The sequence below is a fragment of the Lentzea aerocolonigenes genome (assembly GCF_000974445.1).
GTDB lineage: Bacteria > Actinomycetota > Actinomycetes > Mycobacteriales > Pseudonocardiaceae > Lentzea > Lentzea aerocolonigenes.
In genome coordinates this window covers 320,896-341,351 of the sequence record NZ_BBOJ01000001.1, presented here as the reverse complement: position 1 = coordinate 341,351, position 20,456 = coordinate 320,896, and the positions used below count along the sequence as shown (strand labels likewise).

The 20,456-nt window shown below is 69.7% G+C and carries 20 protein-coding genes; 5 read left to right on the top strand and 15 right to left on the bottom strand.

All coding sequences use genetic code 11. The features are described from left to right. Positions 1-14: 14 nt before the first annotated feature. From AOM45_RS01700 to macS, 3 genes are read right to left on the bottom strand one after another with little or no spacing between them, the layout of a single operon-like run. On the bottom strand, positions 15-524 hold the full coding sequence (locus AOM45_RS01700; RefSeq protein ID WP_236703046.1) for a DUF1707 SHOCT-like domain-containing protein: 510 nt from the start codon (positions 522-524) through the stop codon (positions 15-17). Between the two features lie 20 nt (positions 525-544). Further along, positions 545-1,207, bottom strand: coding sequence for a response regulator (locus AOM45_RS01695; protein WP_030465668.1), 663 nt, complete (start codon positions 1,205-1,207; stop codon positions 545-547). Continuing rightward, positions 1,204-2,364: a MacS family sensor histidine kinase gene (macS, locus tag AOM45_RS01690; RefSeq protein ID WP_236703045.1), complete on the bottom strand. Its 1,161-nt coding sequence runs from the start codon at positions 2,362-2,364 to the stop codon at positions 1,204-1,206. Before macS ends, AOM45_RS01695 begins: the two co-directional genes overlap by 4 nt. A 124-nt stretch (positions 2,365-2,488) precedes the next feature. Here macS and AOM45_RS01685 point away from each other — a divergent pair, with 124 nt between their 5' ends. Continuing rightward, a complete protein-coding gene (locus tag AOM45_RS01685; RefSeq protein WP_030465670.1) occupies positions 2,489-3,685 on the top strand; it encodes a GGDEF domain-containing protein in 1,197 nt (398 codons plus the stop codon). Here the strand turns inward: AOM45_RS01685 and AOM45_RS01680 are convergent. Continuing rightward, positions 3,682-4,833, bottom strand: coding sequence for an AI-2E family transporter (locus AOM45_RS01680; RefSeq protein WP_030465671.1), 1,152 nt, complete (start codon positions 4,831-4,833; stop codon positions 3,682-3,684). The genes AOM45_RS01685 and AOM45_RS01680 overlap by 4 nt on opposite strands. A gap of 78 nt (positions 4,834-4,911) precedes the next feature. On the opposite strand from AOM45_RS01680, the gene AOM45_RS01675 reads away from it, so the two are divergent. The 3 genes from AOM45_RS01675 to AOM45_RS01665 all read left to right on the top strand — a co-directional run bounded on the left by AOM45_RS01675 (position 4,912) and on the right by AOM45_RS01665 (position 11,179). After that, positions 4,912-7,089 carry a translocation/assembly module TamB domain-containing protein gene (locus tag AOM45_RS01675; RefSeq protein ID WP_030465672.1) on the top strand — a complete coding sequence of 726 codons (2,178 nt, stop codon included), beginning with the start codon at positions 4,912-4,914 and terminating at the stop codon, positions 7,087-7,089. A gap of 138 nt (positions 7,090-7,227) precedes the next feature. Continuing rightward, on the top strand, positions 7,228-7,980 hold the full coding sequence (locus AOM45_RS01670) for a hypothetical protein (RefSeq protein WP_030465673.1): 753 nt from the start codon (positions 7,228-7,230) through the stop codon (positions 7,978-7,980). Between the two features lie 190 nt (positions 7,981-8,170). Further along, positions 8,171-11,179 (top strand): chaplin family protein, encoded by a 3,009-nt coding sequence (locus AOM45_RS01665; RefSeq protein WP_030465674.1) that lies wholly within the window; start codon positions 8,171-8,173, stop codon positions 11,177-11,179. A gap of 84 nt (positions 11,180-11,263) precedes the next feature. Here AOM45_RS01665 and AOM45_RS01660 read toward each other — a convergent pair whose 3' ends face one another. From AOM45_RS01660 to AOM45_RS01645, 4 genes are read right to left on the bottom strand one after another with little or no spacing between them, the layout of a single operon-like run. Beyond that, positions 11,264-11,620 (bottom strand): nucleotidyl cyclase domain-containing protein, encoded by a 357-nt coding sequence (locus tag AOM45_RS01660; protein ID WP_051782829.1) that lies wholly within the window; start codon positions 11,618-11,620, stop codon positions 11,264-11,266. Positions 11,621-11,666: 46 nt separating this feature from the next. After that, complete coding sequence (locus AOM45_RS01655; RefSeq protein WP_030465675.1) at positions 11,667-12,383, bottom strand: MBL fold metallo-hydrolase; 717 nt, start codon at positions 12,381-12,383, stop codon at positions 11,667-11,669. Continuing rightward, positions 12,374-12,844 carry a GNAT family N-acetyltransferase gene (locus AOM45_RS01650; RefSeq protein ID WP_035909152.1) on the bottom strand — a complete coding sequence of 157 codons (471 nt, stop codon included), beginning with the start codon at positions 12,842-12,844 and terminating at the stop codon, positions 12,374-12,376. The genes AOM45_RS01655 and AOM45_RS01650 overlap by 10 nt, the downstream gene beginning before the upstream one ends. A gap of 17 nt (positions 12,845-12,861) precedes the next feature. Continuing rightward, positions 12,862-13,716, bottom strand: a complete 855-nt coding sequence (locus tag AOM45_RS01645) for an SDR family oxidoreductase (RefSeq protein WP_030465677.1) — start codon at positions 13,714-13,716, stop codon at positions 12,862-12,864. Positions 13,717-13,834: 118 nt separating this feature from the next. Here AOM45_RS01645 and AOM45_RS01640 point away from each other — a divergent pair, with 118 nt between their 5' ends. Further along, on the top strand, positions 13,835-14,431 hold the full coding sequence (locus AOM45_RS01640) for a TetR/AcrR family transcriptional regulator (protein WP_030465678.1): 597 nt from the start codon (positions 13,835-13,837) through the stop codon (positions 14,429-14,431). Here AOM45_RS01640 and AOM45_RS01635 read toward each other — a convergent pair. The 7 genes from AOM45_RS01635 to rpsF all read right to left on the bottom strand — a co-directional run bounded on the left by AOM45_RS01635 (position 14,428) and on the right by rpsF (position 20,440). Then, positions 14,428-15,012 (bottom strand): GNAT family N-acetyltransferase, encoded by a 585-nt coding sequence (locus tag AOM45_RS01635; RefSeq protein ID WP_030465679.1) that lies wholly within the window; start codon positions 15,010-15,012, stop codon positions 14,428-14,430. The genes AOM45_RS01640 and AOM45_RS01635 overlap by 4 nt on opposite strands. Positions 15,013-15,029: 17 nt before the next feature. Further along, on the bottom strand, positions 15,030-15,953 hold the full coding sequence (locus AOM45_RS01630) for a hypothetical protein (protein ID WP_063756977.1): 924 nt from the start codon (positions 15,951-15,953) through the stop codon (positions 15,030-15,032). Between the two features lie 54 nt (positions 15,954-16,007). Further along, positions 16,008-17,966, bottom strand: a complete 1,959-nt coding sequence (dnaB, locus tag AOM45_RS01625; RefSeq protein ID WP_372497456.1) for a replicative DNA helicase — start codon at positions 17,964-17,966, stop codon at positions 16,008-16,010. Positions 17,967-18,823: 857 nt separating this feature from the next. After that, complete coding sequence (rplI, locus tag AOM45_RS01620) at positions 18,824-19,282, bottom strand: 50S ribosomal protein L9 (protein WP_030465682.1); 459 nt, start codon at positions 19,280-19,282, stop codon at positions 18,824-18,826. Between the two features lie 18 nt (positions 19,283-19,300). After that, positions 19,301-19,540: a 30S ribosomal protein S18 gene (gene rpsR, locus AOM45_RS01615; protein WP_030465683.1), complete on the bottom strand. Its 240-nt coding sequence runs from the start codon at positions 19,538-19,540 to the stop codon at positions 19,301-19,303. A 58-nt stretch (positions 19,541-19,598) separates the two neighbouring features. After that, a complete protein-coding gene (locus AOM45_RS01610) occupies positions 19,599-20,102 on the bottom strand; it encodes a single-stranded DNA-binding protein (RefSeq protein WP_059362156.1) in 504 nt (167 codons plus the stop codon). 29 nt (positions 20,103-20,131) lie between these two features. Further along, positions 20,132-20,440 carry a 30S ribosomal protein S6 gene (gene rpsF, locus AOM45_RS01605; protein ID WP_081901884.1) on the bottom strand — a complete coding sequence of 103 codons (309 nt, stop codon included), beginning with the start codon at positions 20,438-20,440 and terminating at the stop codon, positions 20,132-20,134. Between the last annotated feature and the right edge of the window lie 16 nt (positions 20,441-20,456).

Here is a 20,456-nt window from a genome sequence, read left to right as displayed (position 1 = left end):
CGGGCGCCCGCAGATCAGCGCTTCCGCTTGATCACCACGGTTCCGCCGCGGACCGCGCCCTTGACCTGGAAGTGCGGCGACCCGACAGCGTTGTGGACCTTGTCCTTCAGCTCGCCGGCGGTGAGCTCCACGCCGTCGACGTTGACCGACGACCCCGCGGGCAGGAGAAGCTTGACCGTGCCCAGCGACACGTCGAGGTCGACGTTGACGAGCGGCGGCACCTCGGCCTGGGTGAAGTCGAGGTTGGTGGTGCCGAGGGTGTTGCGGATGACCAGCTCGCGGGGCACCACCCAGTGGCCCTTGCGGGTCGTGGTGCCCATCGTGTTCTTCAGTTCTGTCCGCGCGTGCGCCAGCTCGTTGTTGACCATGCCGGGCAGGTCGATCAGCACGCCGTTCAGGTCTGCCCTGGTCACGGCGGCGAGAGCGGTGTCCGTGCGCGTCGTGAACTCGTCGAGCGTGATCAGGCCACGGCCCACCGCCTTGTTCAGCAGGCTGACGACGTGCTCACGTTCCGCGTCGGACACGCGTAACTCTCTGGGGTCTGTCATTTCTCTGCCTCCGGTTCGGCGTCGAGACCGTGCTCGATGGCATAACGCGCCAGCTCCACCCGGTTGTGCAGTTGAAGTTTCCGCAAAGTCGACTGGACGTGGTTCTCGACCGTGCGGTGGGAGATCACCAGGCGGTTCGCGATCTGGCGTGCGGTCAGGCCCTTGGCCACCAGTCGCAGCACCTCGGTCTCCCGATCGGTGAGCTGAGGCTTGTCCTCCGAGTCGTCGGGTGCGGCGGCCATGCGCCGGTACTCGCCCAGCACCAGGCCCGCGAGGCCGGCGGTGAACACGGCGTCGCCCGCCGCGGTGCGGGTCACGGCCTCGACGAGCTCCTCGGAGGACGCGGACTTCACCAGATAGCCGGACGCGCCCGCCTTCACGGCCTGCAGCACGTCGTCGTGCTCGCCGGACGCGGACAGCACCAGCACTCGGGTGTCCGGCAGCTCGCTGGTGATCATCAGGGTCGCGTCGACGCCGGAGAGCTCACCGAGGTTGAGATCCATCAGCACCACGTTCGGCCGCACGGCCTTGGCGATGCGCACGGCGGATGCGGCGTCCCCCGCGGTCGCCACGATCTCGAAACCACGTTCCTGCAGGTCGCGTGCGACGCCTTCGCGCCACATCGGGTGGTCGTCCACGACCATCACCGAGACCGTCATCTTGCCGCCCCCTTCCTGAACACCCGAACCTCCCACTCCGTGCCCTCCCCCGGCCCGGTCTGGAGCTCCAGCGTGCCGCCCAGCGATTCCACCCGGCCCTTGATCGACTTCTCGATGCCCATCCTGCCTTCCGCGGCGGCGGAGGCGATCCTGCCTTCCGGGATGCCGGGACCATCGTCCCTGACGCTCAGCACGATTTCCTCGCCGAGGTCTTCGAGCAGCACCCACGCCCGTGCGTCCTCACCGGCGTGCTTGTCCACGTTGGACAGTGCTTCGCGCACCAGCGACGTGAGCTCGCCGGCCGCGTTGGCCGCGAACATCACCTGCGTGGCGGGCGTGGACACCTGGATCCGCGGCGTGGCGAGGAGTTGGAGGCCCGGGCGAAGGTCGATCTCGCCGTCCACAGTGGAGTCCGTGGGGGCGGCGGCGACCAGGTTCCGCAGCGCGACCTCTTGTTCTCCCGCGAGCTTGGCGAGTTCCGCGGCCTCACCGCCGACCTCCAGGCCGCGCTTGCGCACGCGGGCGAGGACCTGCAGCACGCTGTCGTGGATCGAGCGCGCGAGCCGTTCGCGTTCGGCCGTCGCCGCTTCCGCGCGCAACGCCTGGGCGAGCAGCACCGCCGAACGTCGTGCGGTGGCCGAAGCCATGCCGACGACCATGCCGGCGCCCGCCAGCAGCACCACGTCGCGCAGCAGGTCGAGGCTCGGCACGCCCTTCGACAGGTAGGTGGACAGGCCGACCGTCAGGCCACCGGCGAACCCCGCCGCCGGACCGCCCAGGGCACCCAGTGCGACCGCGGGCACGCACGCCCAGATCGTGGTGATCAACGGGACGTTCAGGGTCAGCAGCTGGTGGTCGGACATGATCAGCGGCGACAGCGACATGAGGCCGCACGTCACCGCGAGGTCGACCAGCACGATCGGCCAGCGCCTGCCCCACGTCGAGCTGTACGCGCGGCTGGTGAACACGGACCACAGCGCCATCACCCCGAGCGTGGTCCACGCGAGATCCGGCTGGATGTAACCGGACTGGTTCGCGATCACGTTCGCCGCCGCGAACAGGAATGTGACTATCCGTAGAGCAATCGTCCCGCGCCACAGCGGCGTGACCGGGTCGTCGATCACCTTCGTCACACGTTCGGCAGGCTCTTTGGGCACGCTGTGCTCCTTTCGGCCACCATCCTGCCGCGTGAACGTGTGCTGGCTAACCCCCAGGTGGCCGTCTTCTGCCGAACGGAGGAATGTGCGACGCTCTCCGGGTTCAGGTGGGGAGGGCATACAGGTGCGCGACTGGCCGGTGTGGACATTGCGGCGGCCCGCGCTCTGCTACTGGCTGTTCATCGACTTCGCCGCGCTGGCCACCGTCACCTACGTGATCGTCTCGACCGACACGCCGTCACCCTCCGAGATCGGCAGGTTCGCCGCCATCGCGGGCACGGCGGGCGCCGTGATCATCGGCAGCTCCATCTACAGCCATCGTCTGGGCGAGACCGAACGCAACCCGTGGGCGGCGCACCTCTCCTACCTGACGGCGGGCATCCTCGCCCTGCCGCCGAACCTGATGGTCCTGTTGCTCTTCGGCCCGGCACTGCACTGCCTGCTGGCGCAACGCCCCGAGATGTACCGCTGGCTGTACACGCTCAGCGCCACGACCCTCGCAGTCTTCGCCACCCGCTTCCTGCTCGGCTGGGCGGATCCGCGCGCCCACCTGCTGATGATGGTGTTCGGAGCCACCGTCCTGCTGACCCTGCGCGCGGCCCTGATCGCGTACGGACTGAAGCTGCGCAACCCGTCCGCGAGCTTCGAGGAGAACGTCGGCGAACCCATCGACGTCATCCTCGGCATCGTCGCGGTGTCGATCGGCGGCCTGATGGGCTGCGTCGCGGAGAACAACGCCGTCCACGCCCTGATCGCCGGCCCGGCACTGGCCCTGCTGGAACGCGCGGCCCAGCTCCCGCAGTGGCGCCGCTCGGCCCAGCGCGACGCCAAGACCGGCCTCGCCAACGCCGTGCACTGGGACAGCCGTGCCCGCTACGAACTGACCAAGGGCGCCGACCGCACCCGCCCGATGGCGGTGATGCTGCTCGACCTCGACCACTTCAAGCGGGTCAACGACGAGGTGGGCCACCTGGCGGGCGACGCCGCGCTCGCCGCTGTGTCGTTGTTGCTGCGCGGCACGGTCCGCGGCGGCGACCTGGTGGGCCGGTTCGGCGGCGAGGAGTTCGTCGTCCTGCTCCCGGACGCCACGCCGGAGCAGGCCGAGTCGGTCGCCGAACGCGTGCGCCAGGCCGTGGCAGACCTCCGCGTGCCCACGATGGCCACCGACGGCAAGCCGCACGAGCTGAGCGGCCTGACCGTGTCGATCGGCGTGGCCACCACGACCCGGTTCGGCTACGAGCTGCCGGACCTGCTGGTGGCGGCGGACGCGGCGCTGCTGGCGGCCAAGGCGTACGGCCGCAACCTCGTCTCGATGGCCTAGAGCTCTTCGACCCGTTCGCTCTTGTCGTCCTTCGGCGCCGTGTCCTGGGGGTTGAGCACGTCCACCTTCTCCGGCTTCTGCACCGCGTCCGCGTCGGACACCAGCGACCGGATCCCGGAGTTCAGCACCGCCAGCAACGGCACCGCGAGCAACGCGCCGGCGATGCCACCCACGACCAACCCTCCCGCGATCGCGAGCACGACCGCCAACGGGTGGAGCTTCACCGCGCGCCCCAGCAACAACGGCTGGAGGACGTGCGACTCCAGCTGCATCACGCCGATGAGCACGGCCAGGACGACCAGCGCCGCGATCGGGCCGTTCGTCACCAACGCGATCAAGACGGCGACTGCGCCCGTGAACACCGCACCGACGATGGGGATGAACGCACCGAGGAACACCAACGCCGAGAGCGGCACCACGAGCGGTACGCCGATGATCGCCAGGCCGATGCCGACACCGACGGCGTCGACGACCGCGACCGCCGCCGTCGCGCGCACGTAAGAAACGAGAGAGCCGAACCCCCTGCGGCCCGCCACGTCCACACGCTGACGCACGTCGCGAGGGACGCCACGGATCACGAAGCGCCAGATGCCGTCGCCGTCGTGCAAGAAGAAGATGAGCGTGAACAGCGCGAGCAACAGGCCCGTCAGCACCTCGCCGAGGGTCGCGGCGGTCGTCAGCGCGCCGGACGTGATCTCGGCCTGGTTCTCCTTGATCGTCTTCACGATCTCGTTGAGGTAGTTCTGCAGCTGCGCGTCGGACAGGTGTGCGGGCCCGTCCTTGAGCCACCGCTGGATCGTGTCGAGCGACGCCCCCACCTGCGACTGCAGTTCCGGCAGGCCGCGGGAGAACTCGCTGATCACGAACGTCAGCACGCCGCCGAGCACGCCGATGCCGAGGATCATCATCACGGTCGTGGCCACGCCGCGCGGCACCCGCCACTCGACGAGCTTCGCCACGCCAGGCGACAGCAGTGCCGCCAGCAGCAGGGCGATTGCGACCGGGATCACTATCGACGCGATGTAGCCCAGCACGTACGCGACCACGTACAACGCGGCCACCACCACGACGAACCGCCAGCTCAGCGCGGCACTCACCCGCAGCAGCAGAGGAACGCGGCCGCTGATCTCCGACTCCGGTGTGCTCACGTGCCTCACGTTAACTGTTCAGACCCTGGTCAAGCCGGAACCTGATGGGGATGATCCGATTCGTCAGGGGAGGGCGAAGTGATCAAGCCGGAAGACTTGACCGAGGTCGAGCGCCAGGTCACAGGTGCCTACGCGGGTGGCACCGAGATCGATCTGACCGGGCAGAGCGTGCGCGGCGAGGTGCTCACCGGGTTGCTGACCGGCATGTACCGGGTGCCGCGCAAGGGATTGCCAGCACTGCGTTTGCGAAACACCCGGATCACCGGGAGGTTCGAGCTCGAAGGGACTCGCGTCACCCGCGTCATCGACCTGACCCACTGCACGTTCGAGGAGCCGCTCGACCTCCGCATGGCCCGCCTCATCGGGCTGCGCCTGCGCGGCACCCGCGTGCCGGGCCTGCAAGGCCGCAACCTCCGCGTGTTCAGCGACCTCGTCCTCGAGGCCGGCTTCACCTGCACCGGCACCGTCGACCTCACCGACGCCGCCGTCGACGGGACCCTGCGGCTGGCCGGCGCGGTTCTGAAGAGCGACACGAACCACGCGTTCCTCGGCGCCCGTCTGCGGGTGAGCGGATCCGTCCAGGCCATAGCGGTGCGGGCCCACGGGGAGGTGCGCCTGCGCGGTGCGACGATCGGCGGCAGCGTCCACCTCGGCGGCGCCCGGCTGAGCAACGTCGGCCGCGACGCGCTGGAGGCGTCCGGCATCGTGGTCGCGGGCAACGTCTTCTGCAACGCCGAGGGCGGCCGCTTCACCGCGGAGGGCCGGGTGCTGCTCGACGGCGCGCGCGTCGGCGGCAACCTGGAGTTCACCGGTGCCCGCCTGCACTCGGCCCACCGCGTCGACAACCAGGTGCTGGTACTGCCGCACGGACTGGCCGACGAGGCCGCGACGCTGGTGGCCGACCGCATCCGGGTCGAGGGCAACGTCGAACTGGACGACGGCTTCACGAGCACCGGCACCGTCCGGCTGCCGAACGCGAGCATCGGCGGGTACCTGCGGCTGTCCGGCGCGGTGATCGGGCCGCGCGACGTCGCGGAGGAACTCGCCGGTGACGTCACCAACCGCATCCCCGTCGCCGTGCACGCGGACGGCATGCAGGTGCGCGGCGACGTCGAGGCCCGCAGCGCGGTCAACGGCGCGGGCACCCGGTCGCTGCCGTTGCAGACCTACGGCCAGGTCCGGCTGTCGAACGCGCACATCATGGGCAGCGCCAGCATGTCGGGCGTCTCGCTGCACGGGCCAGGCATCGACGTCCTGTTCGCCGACCGCCTCCAGGTCGGCGGCACGTTGTTCCTGCGGGAGCTCAGGGCCAAGGGCTCGGTCCGGCTCCAGAACGCGAACATCGGGTCCACTTTGGACATGTCGGGCGCCGAGCTGACGTTGCCGAGGCTGCGCGCGAACGGCACGCAGAAGCCGTCGCTCGACGCCCGTGCCATCACGATCGGCAAGGACCTCCTGTGCAGCCGCGGGTTCACCGCGGTCGGCGGCGTGCGGATCCGGCTGGGCGAGGTCGGCAAGATGGCGACGTTCAGCGACTCGCACCTCGGCTCGACCGCCGCGGACATCGCGCTCAACGCGTACGGCCTGACGGTGCACCAGTTCCGGCTGCACATCCCCGAGGGCCAGCAGCCCAAGGGCAAGATCGTGCTGAGCAGGCTGAAGGCGGTGTCGGTCACCGACGGGCCAGGCCTGTGGGACGCGGAGGGCGGCGTCGCCGTCGACGACTTCGAGTTCGCCGGCATCACCGCTGATCCGGACGTGCCGGTCGAGACCCGGCTGAGGTGGCTGCTCAAGGTGCAGCCGGACTTCGCGCCGGGGCCGTACGAGCAGCTCGCCGCGGTCTACCAGCAGGGCGGCGAGGAGGAGCTCGCGCAGAAGGTCCAGCTGGAGAAGCAACGTCGCCGTTTCTCCGAGCTCGGCAGGGCCGGCCGGGTGTGGGGTGGCGTGCAGCGCTGGACCGTCGGTTACGGCTACCGGCCGTGGCTCGCGATCTGCTGGCTCGGCGTGTTCTGGCTCGGCGGGGCGCTGTGGTTCCAGTGGCATCCGATGGTCAAGCTCAACAAGGACGAGGACCCGGTGTGGAACGCCTGGCTCCTCGCGCTGGACCTGCTGATCCCGATCATCGACTTCGGGCACGACGGGAAGTGGCAGTTCACTGGGGCGTCGCAGTGGATCTCTTCGCTGCTCGTGGCCGTGGGATGGGTGCTCGCGTCGACCGCGGCGGCGGGTGCGGCACGGGTGTTGAAGCGGGTCTGAGCGTTCACACGATGTAGTTAACCGAGCGCTCTGGGCGTGCATTCGGGGCCGTGGGACTGGCAGAGTCGCCGACGTCGACTTGATCACTTGATCGTCGGCGAATCCCTTGAGCGCCACCGAGTAGCGAGGTTTCCTGCGTTGTTCTCCGCCGATCTGCGAGCGAAGACGGGAGCGAACGGCATCCGCCGGTTCGCCACCCGAGCGCTGCTCGCCGTCGGTGGTGCGATCGCGGGTACGGCCGTTGCCTGGGCGCTGACCACGTCTTCCGCGAACGCGGCCGAAGACGTGCAGCAGTTCGACGTCGTCACCAAGATCGTCTCTGCGGACGAGAAGCTGCCGGTCGTCGTTCCCGCTGCCACCGCAGTGCACAAGATCGACGAGGCGTTGCGCGCCGAGCAGGAGAAGGCTCGCGCCGCCCTGCCCGAGGTGCAGGTCTCCGAGGCGGTCGAGCAGATCGCCGAGCAGATCCTGCCTCAGGTCACCAGGATCGGTCAGTCCGACGCCCCCGCCACGGCGCGGTCGTTGGACGTGACGTTCCCGGAGATCCCGGCCTCCGAGACCGGTCAGTCGCCGGTCGCGCAGGTCTCGCAGATCGCCGGCCCGACCGGTGTCTCGTGGACGGAACTGTTGGAGCACAACGACTTCGTCGTGCCCTCCGAGCAGCGTCCGTCCCTGCCCACCAGCCCGTTGCCCAAGTTGCCCGTCCCGGTCCCCGCGCCGGTGCAGTGCAGCTGCGGTTCCGACGGTTCTGGTGCTGCGAAGGGCAGCACGACCGCTGCTCTCGCTGCGTCCGGCAACGCCCACGGCACCTCGGTGACGCGCGCCCTCGCGCCGTCGACCGACGAGGTGACCGTGACGCCGGGCAAGCAGCCCGGTATCAACCCCGACTGATTTCAGCGCGCGGTCCGCGGCAGCCATCTCCCCCGGCTGTCCGGAAGTCGACCGTCGCGCTTTTTCTTGCGCTCCTTCCGGTCGATCACCGCGTGCGACTCCCCCGGTGATGACGCGCCTTCCCCTGCGCGTCTCGGCCCCACCCCCTTGAACTCCCCTGACAGCAGGGGATTGTGGAAAAGGAGATCCAATGCAGACCTGGGCAAAGCGCGGAATCCAGTCCGCGTTTGTCACTGGTGGTTTGCTGATGCTCGGTACGGGCATCGCTTCTGCCCAGGAGAACGTCAACCCCGACGCAGCGCCGTCGCCCGTTGACGCGGGCGTCTCGGTTCCGGTGAAGGTGGACCAGAACAACCTGGGCACCCCCGTCAAGAACCTGGACGTTCCCAAGATCGACCGCACGATCAGCACGGACCGCGTCACCAGCGCGGTGCCCACCCGCACGGCCGCTCCGGTCGCGCACCCGCTGATCCGCCAGGCAGGCGAGCGCCTCCAGGGCACCGCCCTCCAGAACGTGGTGCGGGGCAACACGGTCCAGGCGCACGTCGATGTGCCGATCCAGATCTGCGGCAACGCGATCGCGGTCCTCGCGAACGCAGAGGCGGCCGGCGACTGCACGCAGGCGACCCACCGCGACGGCACGATCGTCACCGACGGCGCGGGCCAGGCTCTGGCCGGCAACGTCGTCGCCGTCAACCACGTGCTCCCGGTCCAGCTGACCGGCAACGCGATCGCGGCAGGCGGCAACGCCGCCACCAACACGACGGCCGAGCAGGTCTCGACGACCGGCGGCGACATCACCACCAACGGTGACAAGGGCGCCGGCTCCGGCAACGTCGTGGCCGAGTACGGCGCGACCCCGGTCCAGATCACCGGCAACGGCGTGGGCGCGGCCGGCATCGCCGAGGCCAAGTCGACCGCCGACACGTTCGCCTCCTCCGAGGGCGACACGAAGACCAGCGGCAGGAACAGCTCGATCTCCGGCAACGCGGTGCCGATCCCGGTGTCCCCGCTGGCCGAGGTCAACGGCAACGCGGTCGCCGGTGCGGCCAACGCCACCACCGACTCGGTGCAGACCGGTGCCGCCTACGCCGGTGGCAACACCGACACCGACGGTGACCCCGCCACGCTCGCGGGCAACATCGCCGAGCCCGCTGTCGCCGGCCCGATCTCGGTCGACGACAACGCCGGTGCCGCGGGCGGAAACGCCACCGCGGTCAGCGAGACGATCAACGACTCCAACGCCGGTGGCACCAAGCACACCAACGGCACCGGGTCCACCGGTTCCGGCAACGTCGCGGGCGCGCCCGTCTCGCTCCCCACCGGTGTGGGCGGCAACGGTGCGGCGGTCGTGGGCAACGCGCTCACCGACCACGAGAACGACGCCACGTCGAACGCCGGTGGCGAGACCTACACGCTGGGCGACAAGTCCGTCCTGTCCGGCAACATCGCCGACGTTCCCCCGGCCACGGCCGTGGACGCGTGCGGCAACGGTGCCTCGCTCGGTGGCCAGGCCGCCGGCACCTGCGAGAACGACGTCAAGTCGACCACCGGTGGCTACCAGGGCACCGTCGGCAACGACTCGGTCGGCTCCGGCAACATCGCGCAGACCCCGGTCGCCGTTCCGGTCGAGGCCTACGGTGTCGCTGGCACGCTCGCCGGTCAGGCCAGCGGCTCGGCGGACGAGACCAAGGTCGTCCGCTCCAGCGGTCAGCCGAACGCGGTGGACGACCGCGGCACGGTCTCGAGCAACGTCGTGACCACGCCGACCGCCGCTGCGGCCCAGGTCTTCGGGTTCACTGCCGGTCTGGTGGGCAACACCACGACCGACTCGTCGAACGACACCTCGGTCATCGCGGGCAGCGACCCCAAGGCGTCCGGCAAGAAGAGCTCGGTCTCCGGCAACATCGTCCAGGTCCCGACCTCGACGCCGGCCCAGGTCTTCGGCGACGGCGTCACCCTGGTGGGCAACAACTCGTCCACGGCCGACAACGCCACGGACATGAAGGCGGGCGGCGACGCTCTCACCACCGGTGAGGACGGCTCGATCGCCGGCAACGTCATCTCCACCCCGGTCGCGTCCGCCACGCAGGTCGCGGGCTGGGCGGTCGGCGGCGGCAGCAACGTCGACGCCAAGGCCACCAACGACCTCGACTCGGTCGCCGGCGGCGACGTCGACAGCAACGGTGACGGCGGTTCGGTCTCCGGCAACCTGATCGGCGCGCAGGCCACGCCGTTCGTGCCGGTGCCCGGCAACTCGGTCTCGGCCGCGGGCATCACCAACTCCGACACGCTGACCGACACCAAGACGGTGGCGGGTGGCGACAGCGCCTCCACCGCCCAGGACGCCTCGGTCTCCGGCAACCTGATCAACGTGCCCGCCAACGCCATCGCCGGCGTGTACGCGGACGCGATCGCGGCCGCGGGCCAGGCGAACACGGTCACCGACAAGGAGTCGTTCACCCAGGCCGGCGGCAACATGTTCACGGAGGGCAGCGGACCGCTGACCGCCCGTGAGATGACCGTCCCGGTCGAGGCGCTCGCCAAGGTCACGTACGTCCCCGTGGAGGTTCTCGGCCAGGCGACCACCGCCGGCACGGACGAGGACACCCAGCTCACCGGCGAAGAGGCTGCCGGCGTCCTGCGTGCCACGCAGCTCAAGGGCATCGAGCTCCCCAAGGGTGTCGACAGCCTGATGAAGGCCGACGAGATCCCGGCGTTCCACGGCCTCGACAAGCTGCCCGTGAACGCGCTGCCGAACCCGGCCGACGTGGCCGCGCTGGCCGGTCAGCTGCCCACCCCGGCGCTGCCCGCCGTCGCGCAGGAGCGCTCCGCTCTGCCGGTCAACGGTGGCACCGCGGGCATCACGCCGAACGTCCAGGGCCTGCCCCTGAACGAGGTGCTGGAGGCCGCGAAGGCTCTGCTCCCGGCGGGCGCCACCGCGCGTTCGCTGCCGGCCGTTCCGTCCCTGCCGGTGACCGCCCCGGCCCTGCCGGTGCAGGTGCCGGCCCTGCCGACCGAGCGCTCGCTGCCCACGCTGCCGCTCGACGGCCCGGCCTCCGTCTCGGGTCTCAACCTGAACCCGACCCAGGGCCTGGCCCCGCAGGAGCGCGCGCTGCCGCAGCTCCCGGTGAACGCTCCGGCGATCGCCCTGATCGACCCGGCCAACGTGTTCGAGCGCGTGACCGGCTCGCTGTAACACCCCGCAGGTTGTAACACCCTCCCTCCGGTAAGAAGCTGAGCCCCGGCGACACGACGGTGTCGCCGGGGCTCAGTGCCGTCTTCACCTGTTCTCGGCCGTCGCGATCACGTCGTCCGGATCGGTGTCGCCGTCGCTCGTCACCCAGTGGATCCGCGGACTCTCCCCGACCAGCTGCCTGATCAGCGCCGAGATCGGTGAGCCGTCGCCGAAGTCGTGCTCGGCGAGCACCGCGAGCACGGTCTCGTGGTACCGGGCGACGGTGAAGTCCGGGCGCAGTCCCGCCCGCAGCACCCGCGCCGCGTCGAGCAGCGAGTCCGGTGCGGTGATCAGGACGAGAGTGACCAGGGTGCCGCGCGTGCGGGCGCGGATCAGGGACTGCTCCAGGCGGTCGAGCAGCAGCGCGTGTCCGGGCAGGCCCGTGAGCGGGTCGTGCAGCACAGTCCGTGTCTAGCCGAGGTGCGGCCCGTTGACCAGCACCGCCACGTCATCCGAGCGCGTAGACGTCACCCTCCGACGCGGCCACGACCTCGCCGGAGAACGTCGCACGAGCAGCAGCGACCGCGGCGAAACGATCGTTGCCCGGCCAGAAGTGTGTGAGCATCAAGCGCCGCGCTCCCGCCTGCCGGGCCCACGACCCGGCCGCGGCGGACGTCATCAGCAGACCCGAGGTGTCGCCGGGCCGGTCGGTGGCCTCGACGACGAACAGATCCGCGTCCCGACCGAGCGTCGCCAGTGCCGGGGAGGGCCCGGTGTCGCCGGTGTAGGCGAGGACCCGCGAAGCCTCCAGCCGGACACCCGCGTTCGGCACGAAGTGCGGCAGGTCCACACCGGACAGCGTGAAAGGACCGACCTCCCAGGCGCCCGGCAGCGGGTGGACGTCGAAGACCTCGAGCAGTGACACGTCGGGTTCGAGGCCCTGCAGGCGGTCCAGCACACCCGGCGGGCAGTACAACGGCAGCCGGCCGCGCCGCCCGTAGTGCCACCTCCGGAACAGGCCGTGCAGGTCGGCGCAGTGGTCGGGATGTTCGTGGGTGATCACCACGGCGTCCGGTCCCGCCGGCCACAGTTCCAACAGCCGCGGCAACGTGCCGTAGCCCAGGTCCAGGACCAACCGGTAGCCGGACTCCTCGACCGCGAACCCGCTGCACGCCCTGCCCGGTTCGGGATACGCGCCGCAGCTGCCGAGGACCGTCAGCCGCACGGCTTGCTCAGCAGGATGCCGCGCGGCCCGAAACCGGCCGACGAGTAGAACCGGACGGCGTCGTCGTTGGTGGCGAAGATGTTGGCGTAGACGATCGACACGTCATGAGCTGCGGCAACACGTTCCGCCTCCGCGACCAGAGCCGCGCCGATGCCACGACCCCGGTGGCCGTCCAGGACCACGGTGTGGACGTCGGCCGCGCGGCGAGGCACCAGGATCTGGTGGTCCGGAGGGTCCGCGAGCAGCAGAACCACCTCCACCATGCCCACCACCTCGCCGTCCACCTCGGCGACCGAGATCAACGCGTGCCCGACGGCGTCCTCGAAGTGCCGCCGCACCGCGACCTCGTCCGGGATGCGGAAGAGGTCCGGTGCCAGCTGGACGTGGCGTTCGGCGTTGGCCAGGCGCAGGCGGACGAGAGCGGCCACGTCCCCGCGCTCGGCCGGCCGGATCAGGGTCACCTGTCGATCTTGCATGATCAGGTCGCCTGCGTGCCCGGAGCGGGGACGGCTTTCTCGGCGGCGCGACTGACCTCCTCCCACGAGGCCCAGGTGTCCATGCGCCGCCGCGAGATGTCGAACGCCACGTCGTAGACCATGCTGCCGAGCAGGAGCCGCAGCGGCGGGTCGTCACTCGCGACCAGCTTCATCACCGCTTCGGCGGCCAGTTCCGGTTCGCTGTCGATCGAGCCCTCCGCCCACTGCTTCTCGAGCTCGGCCCGCAGCGGGTCGTAGACCGGGTTCGGGCTGGTTGCCCTGCTGCTGGTGTAGAGGTCGGTCCAGTAACCGCCCGGCTGGACGATCGTGACCTTGACGCCGAACTGGGCGGCTTCGGCGGCGAGTGCCTCGCTCATGCCCTCCAGTGCGAACTTGCTGGCGCTGTAGAGGCCGGTGCTGGAGAAGCCGCCGAGCGCCCCGATGCTGGAGATCTGCAGGACGTGTCCGCCGCCGCCCGCTCGCAGGTGCGGCATCACGGCCTGGTTGACCCACAGCGCACCGAAGAAGTTGACCTCCATCTGAGCGCGCGCCTCGGCTTCGGAGAACTCCTCCACCATGCCGGTGAACAGTGCACCCGCGTTGTTCACGACGACGTCGAGCCGGCCGAAGTGCTCGACTGCCTGAGCGACGACGTTGAACACCGCCGCTCGATCCGTGACGTCGAGGCGCAAAGCCAGCAGGCGGTCCGGGTGCTCGATGGCGAGATCTTCGAGCGGCGAGACGTCACGAGCAGCGCCGACGACCCGGTGACCTGCCTCCAGTGCGGCTTCGGTGAAGGCTCGGCCGAGACCGCGGCTGGCGCCGGTGACGAACCAGACCTGGGATGAGATTTCCACGCTGTTCCCCCATCACATTGACGAGACGGACCGTCTCGTCTTGCGGCAGAGCTTGCCCGGAGATGGCCCGGCTTGTCAAGACGGACCGTCTCGTCTCTTCTTGCGCTAGATTGCCCCCGTGCCCACGAAGGTCGCCCCGGACCCCAGCCGCCGCAGCGAGACCGCGCGGCGAGCCATCCTCGCCGCCGCCCTCGACCTGGTCGGGAAGGTGGGCTACGCGAAACTCACCATCGAGGGCATCGCGCAGGCCGCAGGAGTCGGCAAGCAGACGATCTACCGGTGGTGGCCGTCCAAGGGCCCGCTGTTCTTCGACGCCTTCCTCACGCTCGCCGGCGACGGCGAGGCAGCGGCGCTACCCGACACCGGCGACCTGGCGGCCGACCTGAAGCTCGTCCTGAGCGCGACCGTCGACGAGCTCAACGACCCGCGCTTCGACCAGACCATGCGCGCCCTGCACACCGAGATCGTCCACGACCCGAACCTCGCCGCCGACTACGCGACCCGGCTGGACGGCCCGATGCGCGAGCTGAAGAAGGAACGCCTGCGCTCCGCCCAACGAGCCGGGCAACTGGCCGAGGACGTCGACCTCGACGTCGCCGTCGACCTGGTGTGGGGCCCGGTCCTCAACCGCTGGCTGCACCGCACCGCGCCGTTGACCAGCGACTACGCGTGCCAGGTCGTCGACACCGCACTGCGTGGTCTCCAGCCGCGTTAGAGGCTCGAGCGGTCGGTGCGCAGGCGGGCGTGGGTGTGGGCGTCGTGCCATCCGTCCGCGTGCAGCAGCACACCGCGTTGCGTGCCTTCGTCGCTGAACCCGAGTTTGGTGGCGACGCGGCACGACGCCAGGTTGCCCGTCGAGTGCCGCAGGAAGATCCGGTGCAGGCCCACGACGTCGAAGGACCACCTGGTCAGGGCGAACGCCGCCCGTGCAGCGACCCCAGCTCCACGCGCTGCCGGCAGCACCCAGTACGACAACTCCGCCGAACTCTCGAACAGCGAGACGCTGCGCAGCCCGACCTGGCCGACCACCCGGTCCTCGACGGCGATCGCCCAACTGGCATCCGTCTCGTCGTCCCACAGCGACTCCCACCCTTCGATCCAGGCGAGGGCTTCGTCGCGGGAGTCCATGCGCCGCGCGTGCCAGCGTTGGATGTCAGGACAGTCGAAGGCCGCCTTCACGACCTCGGCATCGCTCGCATGCCACGGCCGCAGCACCAGGCCGTCGCCGTCGATGGTGGGTTGTCGCAGGCTCTTCAGCATTCCGGCGGGGTGAGCGGGGCTGACGAGAAGCGGCATGGTCGGATCCTCCGGGGTCAGCGAACGTGGCGGCGGAACACGCCGTCGTCGAACGTCAGCCAGGCGCCACCACCGGCCGGAATCACGCCGTACGCGTCCTCGGTGTGTGCGTCGAAGGTGCCGAGGTGCTCGCCCGTGCGCACGTCGACCAGGTGGTGGCGGAACCACTCCTCGTCATCGCTCTCACCACCGGCGACCACGAACGCGGTGTCGGCGTCGAGGTAGCCACCCGCCCACTCCAGCCACGCGTCCTCGTCGTACCCGAGGTCGGTCGCGGACACCCGGATGACCACTTCGCCGTCCGGGTAGGTGTGGAACGCGACGTCGTGTTGTTCGTGGTGGACGGTCATGAACTGGTGCCCGTCCGCCGCGAACGCCACCAGCACCCGGTCGTCCCACGGGTACGGGACCACCTCGAGCGCGGTGCCGTTGAGCCTGCCGCGGAACAGGAACGACCCGTCCTGCCCCTCGCCCACGTCGACCAGCACGTCGGTGCCGTTGGGGTGAACGTGCTGGTTCCCGCCGTGGCCGACGGTGCCCAGTTCGGCGCCGGCGAGCACCGCCCCGGTGCTCGCGTCCAGCACGTGCCAGGTGTCGTCGCCGTCGTTCCAGCGCCCCATCGCGTCCGGCCGGAAGAGCCACACCGCTTTCCCGTCGAGCGAGAAAGCACAGCCCGCCCGGACGTTCCGCACCTTCTCCTGGAACACGCCGAACGCGTGCCGCCACCGCTCCACACCGGATCGGTCCACGCACACCAGCTCGTTGTCCGTCGTGTAGACCGCGCTCGTGAGGTCTGGCGAGACCGCCTTCTCCCTCGGCGTGGTTGCGACGGGGAAGGTGACGCCGCCGGGCGCGTGGATGGCGCCGTCGCTGTACCTGGCCGGGGTGATCACGTTCGCACGGTAGCCGAGCGGTGAGGCCTGGCTGAGCGTTCGTCGCACCGACTCCACCCCGCCGCATGCGTCGAGCGGAGTGTCACGCCCGAACGCACTCGGCTAGGCCTGGGCCAGGTCGGTGAAGCGCGAGTAGTGCAGCTGGTGCGCCACGGTGATGGTGGCGGTCGGGCCGGCACGGTGCTTGGCGATGATCAGGTCGGCCTCGCCCGCGCGCGGGTCGTCGCGTTCCCAGGCGTCCGGGCGGTTGATCATGATGACCATGTCCGCGTCCTGCTCGAGCGAGCCGGACTCACGGAGGTCGGAGAGCATCGGCTTCTTGTCGGTGCGTTGTTCCGGACCGCGGTTCAGCTGGGAGATCGCGATGACCGGGACGTGGAGCTCCTTGGCGATCAGCTTCAGGTTTCGCGAGAACTCCGAGACTTCCTGCTGGCGGGACTCGGACTTCTTGCCGGAGCTCATCAGCTGGAGGTAGTCGACGACCACCAGCCTGAGGTCGTGGCGCTGCTTGAGGCGGCGGGCCTTGGCGCGGATCTCCATCATCGTGAGGTTGGGGCTGTCGTCGACGAACAGCGGTGCCTCGCTGATCTCGCTCATCCGGCGGGCGAGGCGGGTCCAGTCGTCGTCGCTCATCCGGCCACCGCGCATGTCGCCGAGGCGGATGCGGGCCTCGGCGGAGAGCATGCGCATGACGATCTCGGTGCGGCTCATTTCCAGACTGAAGATGGCGCTGGTCAGGCCGTGTTTGATGGAGGCGGAGCGGGCGAAGTCGAGGCCCAGCGTCGAGTTGTGGGTCGGGATCATCGTCTCGCCCGCGAGGTACAGGTGGTCGTGGTTGTCGACCTCCACGCACCGCACCGGCACGGACGCGACCGGGCGCACCGCCACTATCTCCACCTGGTCGTGCCTGCCGAGGCCCGCGATCAGCTCGTCGACGTCGCGGCGCAGGCGGGCGAACCGGCCGTCGATCTGCAGCGCTGCCAGCAGTTCCTCGCGCTGCCTGCGGGAGGCGCGCAGGTACGCGGCGGGGATGTGCGGGTCGTCGGCCAGGTCGAGGTCCTTGGCCACGCGCAGCTCGTCGTCCGTCAGCTCCAGGTCGCCGAGGCCGGACAGGAACAGGCCCAGCGCCTTGGGCGTGAGCGGCAGCGAGGCCGTCGGCAGCTCCCACGCCGCGGACATGCGCACGAACACGCGGCAGAGGCCGACGCGCTCGAACAGCTGCGCCGTGGTGCGGATCGCCCAGAAGCCGCCGGTCTCACTGCAAGACTCCGTCAGCCACTGGTGTTCGGCGTCGGCCACGATCACCGTGCCGTCGGAGAACTCCACCTCGAAGCAGGGGCGGCCGGTCATCACCTCGGTCGCGGCTACGACCCGCGTCGGGCGGCCGTCGGCGCCGATCAGGAAGTCGCCCACCGCGACCGAACCCATGGTGGTCCAGCCCGACGGCGTGGGCAGCGGCGTGCCGAGGGCCAGCGCCTTGCCGACACCGGGACGGGCGGCGACGATGATCATCTGGCCGCCGTGCAGGCCGTTCGTCAGCTCGTCGAGGTCGGCGAAGCCCGTCGGGATGCCCTGCGAGATGCCGCCTCGCGACGCGATCGCGTCGATCTCGTCCATCGTCGGCTGGAGCAGGTCCTCCAGCGCCACGTAGTCCTCGGTCGTGCGGCGGTCGGTGACCTCGTAGATCGCGGCCTGCGCGCGGTCGACCACCTCGTCGACGTCCGCGCCCTCCGCCCCGTTGTACCCGAGCTGCACGATGCGCGTGCCTGCCTCGACCAGGCGGCGCAGCACCGCCTTCTCCGCCACGATCTCGGCGTAGTAGCCGGCGTTCGCGGCCGTCGGCACCGTCGCGATCAACGTGTGCAGGTACGGCGCGCCACCCACGCGCAGCAGCTCGCCGCGTCGATCGAGCTCGGCGGAGATGGTGATCGGGTCGGCGGGCTCGCCGCGGCCGTACAGGTCGAGGATGCAGTCGTAGATCGCCTGGTGCGCGGGACGGTAGAAGTCGTTCGGCGCGAGCGCCTCGATGACGTCCGCGATGGCGTCCTTGGACAGCAGCATTCCGCCGAGGACGGACTGCTCGGCGGCGAGGTCCTGGGGCGGCTGACGCTCGAATGAGGGCTCCGCCATACCCCGGTCGTCCACCAGCGCCACTGCCAAATCACCCCTGCGAAGAGTCGAGAGCCGGTGTCGTCTCCCCTAGTTGTACAGCGAGGCACCGACAATTCCGGGCGGCCACGCTGTGCGATGACCATCGCCCGTGCCGCGACGCTAGAGGGCCCCGTCCGGAGCAAGCAAACCAGCGTGTGGATCGCCCTGTGGACAACTGGGGGACAACCTGTGGATGGTTGCTCACAGGGGTGGAGGTGCTGGGGACAACCTGTTGACAACCGGTGGAGTGACAGAAATAACCCCAGCTCAGAGGCTGTGCACAAGTTGTGGAAGAAGTTGTGCGCCACACCCTCGGCGTGTCGCGAAAAACACCCTCTTCGGCGTGTCGCAGACACGTTGCCCGCACTGTTTATCCACAGGACGTGGACAGAGCGGCACTGGTCCGAACGAGCGAAAGCGCCACCCGCCCGGAGCATTCCGGGCGGGCGGCGCTTCAGCAATCGGAACCCTCGTGAAGAGCCCCCGAGGGGGTCACGTCACGAGGTTCGCATTGCGCGTGTCACTCGCCGGCGGTAACGCCGACGCCAGACTTCGCAGCACGCGGGGCCCCTTCGTCCTCCAGGAGAGTACGAAAGCTCCCCGCGTACTCAGCAACGAGCGAGCTACTCGTCCGCGGTCACGACCAGCAGCCCGAGGACTGCCCGTGTGGTCTGCGGGGGCTTGGCCCCCGCAACAGACCCTGCAGGCCTCGGCGAAGCTGCTTCAGCAGCGAGCAGCGTTCGCCGCCTCGGGGCGAACAGGGCTCGTTACTCGGCGGAGCTGGTGACGACCAGCGGGAGGGCCACGGTGACCTCCGGGTGGAGGCGAACCGTCACCGAGTGCTTGCCGGTGGTCTTGATGTGACCCGGCAGCTCGATGGCGCGCTTGTCCAGCACGGGACCACCGGCGGACTTGACGGCAGCCGCCACGTCCGACGAGGTGACCGAGCCGAACAGCTTCTTCGAACCCGCGGCCGCCTTGGCGGTCAGGGTCACGCCACCGAGGCCCTCGAGAGCGGCCTTCAGCTCCTTGGCGTGGTCCAGGTCGCGCACGCGGCGGGTGTCCTGCGCGCGGGTGATGACCTGGATCTGCTTCTGCGCACCGCGGGTCGCGACGATCGCGAGGCCGCGCGGGAGCAGGTAGTTGCGGCCGTAGCCGTCCTTGACCTCGACGATGTCGCCGGGCGCGCCAAGGCCGGAAACGTCAGCGGTGAGGATGAGCTTCATCGCGAAGGTTCCCTTCTCTTAGCGGGCGGTCGAGGTGTAGGGCAGCAGCGCCATCTCACGGGCGTTCTTCACGGCAACAGCGACGTCGCGCTGGTGCTGCGAGCAGTTGCCGGTGACACGGCGGGCACGGATCTTGCCGCGGTCGGAGATGAACTTCCGAAGCAGCGTCGTGTCCTTGTAGTCGATCAGGTTCGCGCTCTTGTCCTTGCAGAAGGCGCAGACCTTCTTCTTGGGCTTGCGCACAGGCGGCTTGGCCATGTGTCTCTAACTCCTGGAATACGCAGTGATCAGGTTCTGGATGACCGGTGCAGTCGGTCTAGAAGGGGGGCTCGTCGGCGAAACCACCCGAGCCGGCCGGCGGGGCGGAACCCCACGGGTCGTCTGCGGGCGCACCGCCGCCACCGCCGCGAGACTGCTGGCCGCCGCCGCCGAAGCCGCCGCCACCGCCGTCTCCACGGCTGACCTTGTTGACCTTCGCGGTCGCGTAGCGCAGCGAGGGGCCGATCTCGTCGACCTCCAGCTCCACGACAGTGCGCTTCTCGCCTTCCTTCGTCTCGAAGGAACGCTGGCGCAACCGTCCGGAGACGAGCACTCGCGAACCGCGGGTGAGCGACTCGGCCACGTTCTCGGCGACCTGCCGCCACACGTTGCACCGCAGGAACAGCGCTTCGCCGTCCTTCCACTCGCCGGACTGGCGGTCGAAGGTGCGGGGCGTGGAGGCGACCGTGAAGGACGCCACCGCGGCACCGCTCTGGGTGAAGCGGAGTTCCGGGTCGGCGGTCAGGTTCCCGACCACCGTGATCGTCGTCTCACCAGCCATGTCTTGGGAGCTCCCCTAATCGAGGTTCGTCAGGCCTTGACGGCCGACTTGGCGGGCTCGCGGCGCAGGACCTTCGTCCGGAGCACCGTCTCCTGCAGACCGAGCTGGCGGTCCAGTTCCTTCACCGCGTCGGGAGTCGAGGTCAGGTCGAGCACCGCGTAGATACCCTCGGTGTTCTTGTTGATCTCAAAGCTCAGCCGGCGCTTGCCCCACACCTCGACCTTCTCAACGTTGCCGCCCGTGGTGCGGATGACGTTGAGGAACGTGTCGAGAGACGGCGCGATCGTGCGCTCGTCAAGGCTGGGGTCGAGGATGACCATCACTTCGTAATGACGCATGAGGACCACTCACCTC

What these genes read in the sequence shown, in the direction of transcription:
- AOM45_RS01695 (WP_030465668.1), bottom strand. Translation starts at nt 1,207, where the DNA reads ATGACGGTCTCGGTGATGGTCGTGGACGACCACCCGATGTGGCGCGAA.
- AOM45_RS01665 (WP_030465674.1), top strand. Translation starts at nt 8,171, where the DNA reads ATGCAGACCTGGGCAAAGCGCGGAATCCAGTCCGCGTTTGTCACTGGT.
- AOM45_RS01635 (WP_030465679.1), bottom strand. Translation starts at nt 15,012, where the DNA reads ATGCCGCTTCTCGTCAGCCCCGCTCACCCCGCCGGAATGCTGAAGAGC.
- dnaB (WP_372497456.1), bottom strand. Translation starts at nt 17,966, where the DNA reads ATGCTGCTGTCCAAGGACGCCATCGCGGACGTCATCGAGGCGCTCGCG.
- rplI (WP_030465682.1), bottom strand. Translation starts at nt 19,282, where the DNA reads ATGAAGCTCATCCTCACCGCTGACGTTTCCGGCCTTGGCGCGCCCGGC.
- rpsR (WP_030465683.1), bottom strand. Translation starts at nt 19,540, where the DNA reads ATGGCCAAGCCGCCTGTGCGCAAGCCCAAGAAGAAGGTCTGCGCCTTC.
- AOM45_RS01610 (WP_059362156.1), bottom strand. Translation starts at nt 20,102, where the DNA reads ATGGCTGGTGAGACGACGATCACGGTGGTCGGGAACCTGACCGCCGAC.
- rpsF (WP_081901884.1), bottom strand. Translation starts at nt 20,440, where the DNA reads ATGCGTCATTACGAAGTGATGGTCATCCTCGACCCCAGCCTTGACGAG.